We start from the raw sequence: 13,266 nt of genomic DNA on the forward strand, positions 1-13,266 counted from the left end.
CACTGGCCGATTCACGGAGTGAACGGATGTACAAACGCCCCAACGACCTGCGGATCATTCCGCGCCAGCCGCAGGTGGATCTGCGTACGCTGATGCAGCGCCAGCGCTACTGGTTGGGCGGCGATCCGGTGCTGACGCATTTCGTCAATGCACTGCAGGCGACGTTTCCGGAGGGCGAGCGCTTCTTCATCGACAGCGCGCGCGACGTGCGCGCGATGGTCGATCCGGCGAAGCTGCCGCCAGCGCTGGACCGCGATCTCGACGCCTTCATCCGCCAGGAGGCGCGCCATGGCAGCACGCACGAGGACTGGTGCATGGCGCTGGTCAACATCGGCTACACGCGCATGCCCGAGTACGAGGCGCAGATGAAGAAGCTGCGGCTATGGTCGCGCGAGCACATCGGCGCGCTGACGCGGCTGGCGATGACGGCAGCGGCGGAGCACATCACGGCATCGATCGCGAAGCTGCTGTTCGACAGGCGCCCCGATCTGATCGACAAGGCAGAGCGCCCCGCGCGCGACGTGCTGGCCTGGCACGCGCTCGAGGAGTGCGAGCACAAGGCAGTGTGCTTCGACCTGTACCAGGCGGCGGGCGGCGGCTACATCCGCCGCTGCCTGACGATGCTGCTGGAGCTGCTCGACATCTACCTGCACGTGCAGGCGCGCTACCGCTACCTGCTCAAGACCGACGGCCTGCGGACCTGGCGCACGCGCTGGCGCGTGTTCCGCGAGGTGTGGGGGCCGACCGGGATCATGGGCAGCATGTATGGGTTGATCTGGCACTACTTCAAGCCGGGATTTCAACCGTGGGACAGCGATGAGCCGGCGGCGTTCGTGCAGCGGTATGGGGAGTTGATTCCGCGCTGACGCCACGTCTGGACCGGCCGCTACGTGCTCGAGAAATCGCGGCCGGGGGCCGCTCCCTTCATACACGTCATTGCGACAAGCCGGAGGCGACGAAGCAATCCAGACTTTGGCTCGCGCGTCCCTGGATTGCTTCGCCGCTGCGCGGCTCGCAATGACGAGCTTGCGCCTACGGCGCTACGCTTCCTGCAGTGCTTCCATCACCGCCTTGGGCCGGGCCTTCAGCGCCTTGATCAGTGCGCGTGCAGGGCCAGTCGGGTTGCGGCGGCCCTGTTCCCAGTTACGCAGCGTCCCGATCTGCACCTCGATCAGGCGTGCGAACTGAGCCTGTGAAAGGCCCGTGGCCTCGCGCACGGCACGTACGCTGTCGGCGTCCACGCTGAACTCGCGCGATGGCGCTTTCTCGCCGCGCACGATCTCGTCCATCCCCTGCACGCTGGCGAGCAGTTCCTCGAAGAAACGATTGTTCTTCCTAGCCATTCCACTTCTCCACAATCTTCCGCAAAGCAGCCTTCTCGGTCTGCGCTCAGATCGTCCTTCACGGATTTGGAGTACATCATGAGCAGACGGATCTGGTTGTCGGCAGAGAGCCAGTAACAGATCACCCGGACGCCGCCGCTCTTGCCAGTGCCGGGGCGCTTCCAGCGTAGCTTGCGCAGCCCGCCGGTTCCCTGGATCAGGTCGCCGGCATCGGTAGTGACGGGTCAGCGCCTTCTGGAGTTTCACGTAATCATCGTCGGGCAGCAGCGCCAGCACCTGTCGCGTGAACAACGACGACTCGATGAAGATCAAAGACTGGTAGTACGCCATTGGCGTACTATGCGTCACTGGCGTACCAGTAGCGCCCAGCAGCCATGGGCGCCGCGACATTCACGCGGACGGCGCGATCCACTCTTCCAGCCGCGCGCGCGCGTCGGCGTCGAGTTCGACGCTCCTGCGCGTGACCGGGTCGATGTGCACGAGCACGGTCGCCGCGGTGGCGACGCAATGGCCGTCGGAGAACATGCCCAGACCGAGCGTGAAGGAGCTGCGTCCGATCCTGAGCACGCGCACGCCGACGCGCACGTCGGCGGGATAGTGCAGCTCGCGCAGGTAATCCACTTCGAGACGCGCGATGACGTTCACCGGCGCGGCGCCGGGCCGCCACAGTCCGGTGTGGCGCAGGAAGGCCGCGCGGCCGCTTTCGGCGTAGGTCGTGAAGGACTTGTTGTTGACGTGGCCGAGCATGTCCAGATCGTCGAAGCGGACATGCTCGTCGATCCAGAAGCGGTAGGCGGCCACGTCGGTGGCCACCGGCACCACCGGCTCCTGGCCCCCCATCAGGTGCCGTACACCTTCTGCGGTTTCGGCGACTCGGCGATCAGCGTATCGACGACGTCGGTCAGCTCGGCGGGATTCCAGCGTGCCTTCTTGTCGCGGATCGGGCCGGTCTTCCAGCCGGTGGCGATCGACAGCTTGCCGCCTTCGACCTCGAACACCTTGCCGCTGACGTGCGCGGACAGCGGGCTGCACAGCCAGACGACCAGCGGCGCGACGTTCTCGGGCGCGTAGTGATCGAAGCTGCCATCCTCCGGTTTCTTCATCATCGCGCCGAACGGGCCTTCGGTCATGCTCGTGCGCGCGGCCGGGGCCAGCGCATTGGCGGTGATGCCGTAGCGGCCCAGTTCGGCGGCCTGCACCAGCGTCAGCGAGGCGATGCCACCCTTGGCCGCCGAGTAGTTGCTCTGGCCGATGTTGCCCTGCAGACCGGCGCCGGAGCTGGTGTTGATGATGCGTGCATCGACCTTGGCGCCGGCCTTGACCTGGTCGCGCCAGTGCTTCACCAGCGTGTTGGCGATGCAGAAGTGGCCCTTGAGATGAACCTTGATGACGAGATCCCACTCTTCCTCGCTCATCGACGCGAACATGCGGTCGCGCACGATGCCGGCGTTGTTGACGACGCCGTGCACGTCGCCGAAGGCGTCGATGCCCGCCTTCACGATCGCCGCGGCGCCGGTCATCGAGGTGATGTCGTCGCTGTTGGCGATGGCCTTGCCGCCCGCGGCCCTGATCTCGGCGACGACCGCTTCCGCGGCCTCGCGGCGGATGTCGTTCACGATCACACCCGCGCCCTCCACTGCGAGCGCGATGGCGTAGGCGCGACCGAGGCCGCCGCCGGCGCCGGTGATGATGATGTTGCGGTTGTTGCAGATGCCCACTATTGCCTCCATTGCCTTCGTCATTCCCGCGCAAGCGGGAATCCAGGATGTTCGCCGTAATCAGCCGAGCTGGATCCCCGCCTGCGCGGGGATGACGGCTCTACAGCCGTTCGATGATCGTCACGTTGGCGACGCCGCCGCCTTCGCACATGGTCTGCAGGCCATAGCGGCCCTTGGTGCGCTCCAGCTCGTGCAGCAGCGTGGTCATCAGCTTGGTGCCGGTCGCGCCCAGGGGATGCGCCAGCGCGATCGCGCCACCATTGACGTTGGTCCTGGCGTGCGGATAGCCGGTTTCCTTGAGCCAGGCCATCACCACCGGCGCAAAGGCCTCGTTTATCTCGACGAGGTCGATGTCCTCCAGCTTCATGCCGGCCTTCTTCATCGCCATCTTCGTCGCCGGGATCGGCGCGGTGAGCATGAAGATCGGATCGTCGGCATAGACGCTGATGTGGTGGATGCGCGCGCGTGGCTTGAGCTTGTACTTCTTCAGCGCCGCTTCGGACACGATCAGCATCGCCGACGACGCGTCGCCGGTCTGGCTCGACACGCCGGCGGTGATGCTCATGCCCGGCCCGAGGGGTTCGAGCTTGGCCATCTGTTCCAACGAGGTGTCGCGCACCGTCTCGTCCTGCTTCAGACCCGCGATCTCGACGAGTTCGCGGTCGAAGCGGCCTTCCTGCTGAGCGCGGTGCGCACGGCGGTGCGATTCCAGCGAGAACACCTCCATCTCCTCGCGCGACAGCTTCCACTTGTCCGCGATCAGCTGCGCGCCGTGGAACTGCGACACCGGCGTGTCGCCGAAACGCTGCTTCCAGCCGGTCGATCCGGAGAACGGGTCGGCGAAGCCCAGCGGCTTGGCCGCGATCATCGCCGAGGAGATCGGGATTTGCGTCATCGTCTGCACGCCGCCGGCGACGACGACATCCTGCGTGCCGGACATCACCGCCTGCGCGGCGAAGTGCACGGCCTGCTGCGACGAACCGCACTGACGGTCGATGGTGACGCCCGGCACGTGCAACGGCAGGCCGGCCGCGAGCCACGACGTGCGCGCGATGTTGCCGGCCAGCGGACCGATCGCGTCGAGGCAACCGAAGATCACGTCGTCGTAGTCCTCGGCCGGAATCGCGTTGCGCGCGACCAGGGTCTTGAGCACGTGCGCGCCGAGATCGGCGCCGTGCAGATGCGCGAGACTGCCCTTGCGCTTGCCGGTGGGGGTGCGCAGGCAATCGACGATGAAGGCTTCAGCCATTTGTAACTCCGTGAGGCGTGAGACGTGAGGGGTGAAACGTGAGGAGAACGATCGTCTCACGTCTCACCTCTCACGTCTCACGAAAAGGTTTCGCCCGGTCCGAGCACGGCGCCCGGCGCGAACAGGAAGTCCGCCACGCGCGTCTTGTGATACTTGCGGTCGCCCCAGGTCGCGTCCAGCGCCCAGGCGCGCTTCATGAACATCTGCAGGTCGGCTTCCCAGGTGTAGCCCATCGCGCCGTGGACCTGGATGCTCTTGCGCGCGGCGAGCAGCGCCGCCTCGCCGGCCGCCAGGCGCGCCTGGGACACGTACACCGACGCCTGCGGCCTGTTATGCGCGAGCGCGTAGGCGGCGCGGTGCACCACCGGCTCGGCGAACTCGATCTTCACGGCGACGTCGGCCATGTGGTGCTTGACCGCCTGGAAGCTGCCGACCGGCTTGCCGAACTGCTTGCGCTGCGCGGCATGATCGACGCCGAGGTCGAGCATGCGCTGGGCCAGGCCCAGCAGCTGCGCGCTGATCGCGGCGCCGGCGCGATCGATCACGCCGGCCCACAGCTTGCGGCCGGCATTGGCGTTGCAGATGCGCGTCTCGGCCGACGGACTCCACTCGACCTTGTAGAGCCGGCGCGACTGGTCGATGCTCGGGTTCAGGCGCAGCCGCACCTGGTCCGGGCGCAGCGCGTGCACCTCGTCGTCGTGGCACAGCAGCAGCAGGTCTGCGTTCCTGGCGTCGGCGACCAGCGGATTGATCGGATGGCCCACGGCGACGCGCGCCTTGCCGGCCGCGATCCGCGGCAGCCATTCGCGCTTGAGCGCGAGATCGGCCGGCAGATGATTGAGCAGGTACACCGCGAGGTACGCAGTCGCCGACAGCGAGTCGGGAATCGCGAAGTAGCCGAGTTCCTGCTGCACCAGAACCCAGTCGAGATCGCCCAGGTTGATGCCGCCGAACGCCTCCGGCACCGACAGCGCGGTGAGTCCCTGGTCGGCGAGCTTGGCGCGTAGTTCGCCGGAGCGGCCGGTCTCGGTCTCCCAGATCTCGCGCAGCATCTCCGGCGCCGCCTCGACCATCAGGAACTTGCGGATCGCGTCACGGAACGCGAGCTGTTGTTCTTCGAAGGTGAAATCCATCGTCAGGCTCGCGGAAGTCCGAGCATGCGCTCGGCAATGATGTTGCGCTGGATCTCGTTGGTGCCGGCGTAGATCGGGCCGGCCTGCGCGAACAGGAAACCGTCGAGCCAGTGGCCGACGTCGCCGGCGTCCGGCGCATGGGGCATCAGCTCGGCGCGCGCGCCGAGGATCGCCATCGCGGTCTCGTGCATCAACAGGTCCAGCTCCGACCAGAAGATCTTGTTGGTGCTCGCCTCGGCGCCGATGTGACCGCCCTTGGCGAGACGGCAGGCAGTGCGGTAGGTCGCCAGCGCGTAGGCCTCGGCGCCGGCCCAGCTCTTCATCACCGCATCGCGGATCGACGGATCGGCGTCGGCCTCGTCGCGGTGCTTGAGGTAGAGATCGACCAGCTGCCTCGCGGTCTGCTGGAAACGCGCCGGCGAGCGCAGCATCAGGCCGCGCTCGAACCCGGCGGTCGCCATCGCGATGTTCCAGCCGGCGCCCTCGTCGCCGAGACGGTTCTCGACCGGTACCTTGACGTCGTCGAAGAAGATCTCGGCGAATCCGGTCAGGCCGTTGAGTTGCTTGATCGGACGGATCGTGATGCCCGGCGTGTTCAGCGGCAGCAGCAGGAAGGTCAGACCGTGGTGGCGCTGCGAATCCGGATCGCTGCGGAACAGGCCGAACAGCCAGTCGGCATAGACCGCGCGCGTGGACCAGGTCTTCTGGCCGTTGATCACGTAGTGGCCGTTCTGGCGGATCGCCTTGCTGCGGATCGCCGCCATGTCGGAGCCGGCACCCGGCTCCGACCAGCCCTGCGCCCAGATGTCCTCGGCGGTGGCCATGCGCGGCAGGAAGCGCTGCTTCTGCTCTGGCGTGCCGTACTCCATCAGCGTCGGCGCGAGCAGGAACACGCCGTTCTGGTTGACGCGCAGCGGCGCGCCGGCGCGCCAGTACTCCTCCTCGAAGATCAGCCACTCGATCAGGTCGCAGCCGCGGCCGCCGAGTTCCTTGGGCCAGGTCACCGCCGAGAAGCCGCGCTCCGACAGCTTGCGCTCCCAGGCGCGGTGCAGCTCGAAGCCTTCCTTCGTGTCGAAGCTCGGCAGCGGCTCCGTGGGTACGTTGGCCGCGAGCCATTCGCGCACTTCGGCGCGGAACTGTTTTTGTCGCTCGGTGTATTCGAGTCTCATATCGCGAATCCGTCGTTCCCGCGAAAGCGGGAATCCAGCGAATCAATCACCGGTGTGCGCCTCGACACTGGATCCCCGCCTTCGCGGGGATGACAGCACCGGGATACGCTCAGCGGTCTCATGTCGTGCACGCAAACTTTCAGAACTTTGCGTCGCGCTTTTCTACGAACGCGCGGCGCGTTTCGGCGGAGTCCTTCTCCGAGTAGGCCTGCAGCGTGAAGCCCTGCTCCCAGCGGTACTTGTCCTCGAGGTTGCCGTCCTCGATGCCGTTGAGCGATTCCTTGGCCAGCCGGATCATCGCCGGACTCTTCGCCGCGATCTTGCGCGCGATGGCCAGTGCCGCGTCGCGCAGCTGCGCGCGCGGAACCACGGTTTCAATGGCGCCGAGGCGATGGGCCTCGGCCGCGGTGATCGGCTCGCCGGTGAAATACATCATGCGCACCTTCTGCACCGGGAACAGGCGCTGCAGGTGCGCGCCGCCGCCCATCGCGCCGCGATCGACCTCGGGCACGCCGAAGCTCGCGTCCTCGGCGGCGACGACGACGTCCGCCGCACCGGCGAGACCGATGCCGCCGCCGAGCACGAAGCCATGCACCGCGACGATCACTGGCAGCGGGTTGCGATGCACCGCCTTGAAGCTGCGGTAGTTGCCGGCGTTGACCGAGACGATCTTCTCCGGGTGCTTGTCGAGTTCCTTGATATCCACACCGGCGCAGAAACCACGGCCCTCGGCACGCAGCACGATCACGCGCGCGGCCGGGTCACGGCCGAGACGCTCGATCTCGTCGGCGAGCGCATGCCAGCCGGCGTCGTCGAGCGCGTTGACCGGGGGGCGGTCGATCACCAGCTCGGCGATGCCGTCGGCGATGGTGGTCGTGAATCCTTTGCTCATGCCGTCGTGTCCAGTGAGATACAGGGGGCGAGCGCCGCAAGGCGCGCTTCCGCCTCGTTGACGATCCCGTCGATGAGATCCTTGACGCTGGGCAGCGTACCGATCACCGCGGCGACCTGGCCGGACGGCAGCACGCCCTCGTCGGGCTTGCCTTCGACCATCGCGCGCTGGATCAGCACGGGGGCGTTCGCGGCCATCATCGTCTGGATCGCCGAATCTCCTTCGCGCAGCGCGGCGAAGAAGGTCTTGACCATGTGGCCGATCGACATGCCGGTGTGCGCGCGCCACTTCCACGCGCTGCTCAGCGCGACGAACAGGCGATGCACCAGGCCCCCGCTCTCCAGCCTGAGCAGGAAGGGATTGTCGATCATGCGCTGCGGCATGCCATCGACCGCGGTGGACGCGCGGATCTGCGCCGGCTCCTTCACGTCGATGTACTTCTGCAGCGTGGCCCTCGGCACCGGCGATTCGGCGGTCATCAGGAAGCGCGTGCCCATCGCGATGCCGGCGGCGCCGAAGGCCAGCGCACCGGCGAGGCCGCGTCCACTGTGGAAACCACCGGCGGCGACGACCGGCACCTTCACCGCGTCCAGCACCTGCGGCAGCAGCAGCGTGGTCGGCACCGAGCCGGTGTGACCGCCGCCCTCCGCGCCCTGCACGGTGATGATGTCGGCGCCCAGCTCGACCGCCTTGAGCGCATGCTTGAGCGCGCCGACGGTCGGCATGCACAGGATGCCGGCGTCCTTGAAGCGCCTGATCGTCTTCGCGTCCGGGCCGCGGCCGTAGGACACGGCGCGCACGCGGTCCCTGTTCTTCAGGCACAGCTCGATGACGTCCTGCGCGTTCGGCTGGAACATGTGGAAATTCACGCCGAAGTTCGCTGTCGTCGCGGCGCGCAGGTCGGCGATCGCCTGCTCCAGCTGCGCGGTGGACATCGTCGCGGCGGCGAGGAAGCCAAACGCCCCGGCGTTCGACGTCGCGGCGACGAGCTTCGCATCCGCCACCCAGCCCATCGCGGTCTGCACGATCGGGTAGCGGCAGCCGAGCAGGCGCGTCAGTTCGGTGTGCAGGCTCATGCACCCCTCCCGGCGAGCGCGGACGACGTTGCTCGGGACATTCCGGCGCCGAGGTCTAGCACGTGACGATCACCGACGAGCCGTGACCGAACAGGCCCTGGTTGGCGGTGATGCCGACCTTCGCGTTCGCGACCTGGCGGCTGCCGGCCTGGCCGCGCAGCTGCCAGGTCAGCTCGCAGACCTGTGCCAGCGCCTGTGCCGGCACCGCCTCGCCGAAGCACGCCAGGCCGCCGGACGGATTCACCGGGATGCGTCCGCCAACCTTCGTCGCGCCACTGCGCAGCAGGCTCGCGGCTTCGCCGCGCGCGCACAGCTGCAGGTCCTCGATCCAGTCCAGTTCCAGCGCGGTGGACAGGTCATAGACCTCGGCAACGCTCACGTCCTTCGGATCGACCGCGGCTTCCTCGTAGGCCTTCTTCGGCAGCGCGGCGCGGAACGACTGCGGCGGCGCGGCGACCGCGGAGTCGGTGGCGATGTCCGGCATCTCGACCAGCGCCGACGCGAAGGTCGGCGTCACCGTCGAGATCGCGCGGATGCGCGGCGCGTTGCCCTTGCCGATCTTCTTCGCGTACGTGAGGCTGGAGACGACGATCGCCGCGCCGCCGTCCGAGGTTGCGCAGATGTCCATCAGCCGCAGCGGGTCGGCGACCATCGGCGAGGCGGCGACGTCGGCGGCGCTGAACTTCTTGCGGTAGCGCGCATTCGGATTCTCGGCACCGTGCTCTGCGTTCTTGATCTTGACCCGCGCGAAGTCGTCCGGCGTGTCGCCGTACAGCGCCATGCGCCGGCGCGCGTACAGCGCGAAATAGGTCGGATTGGTGATGCCGATGCGGAAGCGCACCCAGTCCGGATCGTCCGGGCGGTCGCCGGGCTGCGGCTTGAGGAAGCCCTTGGGCGTGGTGTCGGCGCCGACGACGAGCGCGACCTCGCACTCGCCGGAGAGGATCTTCGAACGCGCCGCCGCGAGCGCCTGCGAACCCGACGCGCAGGCGGCGTAGGACGTGTTGACCTGCGCACCCTGCCAGCCCAGCGCCTGCGCGAAGGTCGCGCCGGCGACCTGGCCGGGATAGCCATTGCGGATGGTCGCGGCGCCGGACACGAACTGCACGTCGCGCCAGCGCACGCCGGCGTCGGCGAGCGCGTCGCGCGCGGCTTTCACGCCGTATTCGACGAAGTTCCGGCCCCACTTGCCCCACGGATGCATGCCCACACCGAGCACCGCAATGTCACGTGTCGTGCTCATGCATCCGCCCTCACCCCGCCACCGACTCCGTCGGCGACCCTCCCCTCTCCCTTACACGGGCGAGGGGCAGAAGCGCGGCCTGCAGCCGCATGTTCGTCCGCGTGCATGCCGACGCCGAGGATGGCGATGTCCTTGCTCATGCGATCGGCTTCCATTTCCACGTGTACTTGCCGTCGTCGAGCGGCTCGAGCGCCAGCTCCATGCGCTGGCCGACCGTAAGCGTCGCCAGATCCACGCCGCGTGCCAGCTGGCCGAGCACGATCATGCGCTCGCGTTCCAGCTCCACCGCGGCGATGCCGAACGGTTCGTAGGGTTCTTTCGCGATGTACGGCTCGGGTGGCGCGTAGGCGGCATTGGTGTACGACCACAGCGTGCCAGTGCGCGACAGCGGCACTTCCTCGAAGGTCTCGCCGGCGCAATCCGGGTTGCGACAGAAAGTGGTCTGCCGGGGGAAGTAATAGGTGCCGCAGGACGTGCAGCGCGTGCCCAGCAGCTGCGGGCGGACGAGGTCCAGCGTGAACCAGCCCGGCAGCGCGGGTTGCATGACGGTAGGGTGGTCCATCAGAGCACCGTCATTCCCGCGAACGCGGGAATCCAGTTGCGCCCAACGGCGCTGGATCCCCGCCTGCGCGGGGATGACGAGGACTGGAGATGCATCGCCATCACGACCGGCTCCGGATGCCCGGCGGGTTGTCCTTGATCTGCTTGGCGCGCAGGTCCTTGGGATCCAGCCGGCGGATGATCGCCAGCTGCTCTGCAGTCGGGTGCGCGGTCTCGCGCAGCTCCGGCGCCTTCAGCAAGGGGAAGCCGGTGGCGGACTGCACCTCCTCGAAGCTCACGCCCGGATGCACGCTGACCACGCGGATCGCATGGTCGGGACCACCGAAGTCCATCACGCACAGATCGGTGATGATGTGGTGAATGCGCATGTAGTCGTTCTTCACGCCTTCCGGCCAGCGCTCCTTGCGGTAGCCGACCGAGCAGACCACGTCCACTTCCTTGTCGACGAACACGCGCGGCCCGTGATTGGGCACGAAGAACGAGTTCGTGTGATTGATGCTGTTGCCGGGGAAGCCGCGCAGGCCGAGCAGCTGGCGCTTGGGTCTGGCGAAGTCGCCGATGCAGGAGATGTTGGCCTGGCCCCAGCGATCGACCTGCACCGGGCCGACCAGCGCATGGCGGCGACCGCCCCAGACGTTGTCGAACACGCGCGAATACGGCATCCAGCCGGCATACGCGCGGCCTTCGTGATTCTTGGCGCCGAGCGCCACCGGCTCCTCGGTCAGGTAGGCCTCGCCGTCGGTGATCATCAGCGCCGGGTTGTGCGTGAGCTTGGCCAGACCCTGCGCGAGGCGCGGGATGATGCCGATGCCGGTGGCCAGCACCTCGCCGTCGCCGCGCCAGACCTCGGCGCAGGCGCAGATCAGCAGTTCGGCCAGCGTGAAGTCGTTGCTTGCTTGGGTCGTGCTCATGATCAGAACACCTGCCGCGGCAGCGCCACGATCTTGTCGAGTCCGCCGACCGCCTTCTGGTACGCCGCTTCGTCGCCGGACAGGAATTCCTCTGCATACTGCGCCCAGCCGTTCTCGGCCTCGGCCGCGTCGCAGTAGCGCTTCAGGTGCGCGGCGTCCCAGCCGTAGCCGCCACCACGCAGGTCCACGTTCGACGTCGGGTGCGCGCCGCCCGGTATGTGCACGACACCGTTGACGAGGTTGCGCTCGACCAGATTGAAGCGCGCATCGACCTCGTCGCTGGCGATGCGGTCGGCCAACATCTCGCAGCTGACGTAGCAGGCTTGCGCCGCGCGTGCGAACAGCTCGTCGAAGAACGGGTCCGGCGCGTACAGGCGCAGGTTGCCGAGCCGGTCGGCGCTGTGCACGTGCAGCAGCGCGACGTCGAGCGGGATCGCCGGCATCGCCAGCAAGACTTCACCGTCGTCGTAGGGCGACTTCACCGTGCGCAGGTCCGGGAAAACCTTGCCGAGCTGGTCGGTCGCCAGACCGACGCGCGTGGGCAGGAACGGGATGCGCATCGCCGCCGCGCGCAGACCCCAGTGCAGCAGGCCCTCGTCGAGCTCGGTGCCCTGGATGCTGCCGGCCTCGCGCGCCTTGCGGAAGAACGGCTCCAGCGGAATGAAATCGAGCGACACGAAGGCGTAGATCAGCTTCCTGACCTTGCCGGCCGCGCACAGCATGCCCATGTCGGTGCCGCCGTAGCCGACGATCGTCAGGTCCTTGAGCGGGGAACGCAGGATCTCGCGCACGAGTGCCATCGGCTTGCGCCGCGGGCCCCAGCCGCCGATGCCGATGGTCATGCCGTCGCGCAGCTGCGCGACGACGTCGGCGGCGGTCATCTGTTTATTGAATGTCATGCCTGCTTGCCGCTCGTGACTGACGGCGAGTGAGCGCCGTCATGCCCGCGAAGGCGGACATCCACAGCCAGCGCAGCGCGCGCTCCGCCGCACTGGATTCCCGCTTGCGCGGGAATGACGATGATGGACGGCGCGATCATTGGAAGCCGACCGAGAAGTCGTGGCCCCAGATCGAGACCTGTTTGGTCTCGGTGGTCTTCCAGGTCTGCGGATCGACGCTGATGCCGCCCCAGCCGTACTCGAGCGCGAAATTGCCGGGCGTGAGCATGTAGAACGAGGTCATGCGGTCGTTCTCGTGCTCGCCCAGCGTCGCCATCAGCTTGACGCCGTGCTTGACGCGGCGGTCGTGCGCGAGGCCGACGTCGGTCATCGAGTTGACCTCGACCATGATGTGCACGCAGCCGGCCGGATTCGGCATCTCGGCGAGCGCGAGGCTGTGGTGGCGCCCGCTCGCCGCGTGCAGGAAGTAGATGCGGATCACCGGCGCGTCCGGACCCGGCTGGAAGTTGAAGACGTCCGACAGGCCGAAGCCGAGCACGTCGCGGAACAGCTTGAGCGTCGCGTCGAAGTTCTGCGCCGCCGGCAGCACCGTGTGGCCCATGCCCTGCGCGCCGGTCTTGAAACCCTGCACGCCGATAGGCGACTTGAACGGCGCGATCCCGCCGACATAACCCTGCACCAGCTCGTGGCGGTTGCCGGACGGATCGGTGAACACCGCCATCTTCTCGAAGCCGCGCAGCCTGCGCTCCGCCTCGCTGCCGTCCTGCACCTCGACGCCCGCCTTCTTCAGCGCCGCGACGGTGTCGGCGTAGGCCTGCGCGTCGGCGACTTCCCATCCGGACGCGAGGTAGCGATCGGCCGCGCCGGGCACCGCGATCATGCGCTGCGCACGCTCGTCGAGCTTGACGTGGAGCGCGCCGCCGGCCGCCAGGGCGGTCGCCGCGCCCAGTACCTGCTCGGCGTACTGCTTCCAGCGGGCGACGTCGGTGGATTCGGCGACCACATAGGCCAGCGCCTGGATTTTCATGAGGAGTGCCCGGGGTTGGGAGTGACGGTGCGGATTATCCGGAGC

The 13,266-nt window shown here is 67.6% G+C and carries 14 protein-coding genes; 1 reads left to right on the forward strand and 13 read right to left on the reverse strand.

Annotation, left to right across the window (positions count from 1 at the left end; all coding sequences use genetic code 11):
* The first annotated feature begins 26 nt into the window (after positions 1-26).
* On the forward strand, positions 27-866 hold the full coding sequence (locus AAG565_RS06010) for a metal-dependent hydrolase (RefSeq protein ID WP_348818649.1): 840 nt from the start codon (positions 27-29) through the stop codon (positions 864-866).
* A gap of 174 nt (positions 867-1,040) precedes the next feature.
* On the opposite strand, the gene AAG565_RS06015 is transcribed toward AAG565_RS06010, so the two are convergent.
* The 13 genes from AAG565_RS06015 to AAG565_RS06075 form a co-directional block, all read right to left on the reverse strand.
* Positions 1,041-1,343, reverse strand: a complete 303-nt coding sequence (locus AAG565_RS06015) for a helix-turn-helix domain-containing protein (RefSeq protein WP_348818650.1) — start codon at positions 1,341-1,343, stop codon at positions 1,041-1,043.
* 390 nt (positions 1,344-1,733) lie between these two features.
* A complete protein-coding gene (locus AAG565_RS06020; protein WP_348818651.1) occupies positions 1,734-2,183 on the reverse strand; it encodes a thioesterase family protein in 450 nt (149 codons plus the stop codon).
* Positions 2,183-3,061, reverse strand: coding sequence for an SDR family oxidoreductase (locus tag AAG565_RS06025; protein WP_348818696.1), 879 nt, complete (start codon positions 3,059-3,061; stop codon positions 2,183-2,185). The genes AAG565_RS06020 and AAG565_RS06025 overlap by 1 nt, the downstream gene beginning before the upstream one ends.
* Before the next feature lie 100 nt (positions 3,062-3,161).
* Complete coding sequence (locus AAG565_RS06030) at positions 3,162-4,310, reverse strand: acetyl-CoA C-acetyltransferase (RefSeq protein WP_348818652.1); 1,149 nt, start codon at positions 4,308-4,310, stop codon at positions 3,162-3,164.
* 77 nt (positions 4,311-4,387) lie between these two features.
* Positions 4,388-5,443, reverse strand: a complete 1,056-nt coding sequence (locus AAG565_RS06035; protein ID WP_348818654.1) for an acyl-CoA dehydrogenase family protein — start codon at positions 5,441-5,443, stop codon at positions 4,388-4,390.
* Positions 5,444-5,445: 2 nt separating this feature from the next.
* The gene (locus AAG565_RS06040) at positions 5,446-6,612 is read right to left on the reverse strand and encodes an acyl-CoA dehydrogenase family protein (protein ID WP_348818655.1); all 1,167 of its coding nucleotides are present in this window, start codon (positions 6,610-6,612) and stop codon (positions 5,446-5,448) included.
* 139 nt (positions 6,613-6,751) lie between these two features.
* Entirely contained in the window at positions 6,752-7,504 is a 753-nt protein-coding gene (locus AAG565_RS06045) for an enoyl-CoA hydratase family protein (RefSeq protein ID WP_348818656.1), read from the reverse strand.
* Positions 7,501-8,580: a nitronate monooxygenase gene (locus tag AAG565_RS06050; RefSeq protein ID WP_348818657.1), complete on the reverse strand. Its 1,080-nt coding sequence runs from the start codon at positions 8,578-8,580 to the stop codon at positions 7,501-7,503. The genes AAG565_RS06045 and AAG565_RS06050 overlap by 4 nt, the downstream gene beginning before the upstream one ends.
* A 55-nt stretch (positions 8,581-8,635) precedes the next feature.
* Positions 8,636-9,823, reverse strand: a complete 1,188-nt coding sequence (locus AAG565_RS06055; protein ID WP_348818658.1) for a lipid-transfer protein — start codon at positions 9,821-9,823, stop codon at positions 8,636-8,638.
* 136 nt (positions 9,824-9,959) lie between these two features.
* Positions 9,960-10,385, reverse strand: coding sequence for a zinc ribbon domain-containing protein (locus AAG565_RS06060; protein WP_348818659.1), 426 nt, complete (start codon positions 10,383-10,385; stop codon positions 9,960-9,962).
* A gap of 100 nt (positions 10,386-10,485) precedes the next feature.
* Positions 10,486-11,295, reverse strand: coding sequence for a ketoacid CoA transferase (locus tag AAG565_RS06065; protein WP_348818660.1), 810 nt, complete (start codon positions 11,293-11,295; stop codon positions 10,486-10,488).
* Positions 11,296-11,297: 2 nt separating this feature from the next.
* Positions 11,298-12,194 (reverse strand): CoA-transferase, encoded by an 897-nt coding sequence (locus AAG565_RS06070; protein ID WP_348818661.1) that lies wholly within the window; start codon positions 12,192-12,194, stop codon positions 11,298-11,300.
* A gap of 136 nt (positions 12,195-12,330) precedes the next feature.
* Positions 12,331-13,221 (reverse strand): VOC family protein, encoded by an 891-nt coding sequence (locus AAG565_RS06075; protein WP_348818662.1) that lies wholly within the window; start codon positions 13,219-13,221, stop codon positions 12,331-12,333.
* Positions 13,222-13,266 lie beyond the last annotated feature (45 nt).

The organism is Fontimonas sp. SYSU GA230001, assembly GCF_040066175.1.
Classification (GTDB): Bacteria; Pseudomonadota; Gammaproteobacteria; order Nevskiales; family Nevskiaceae; genus Solimonas.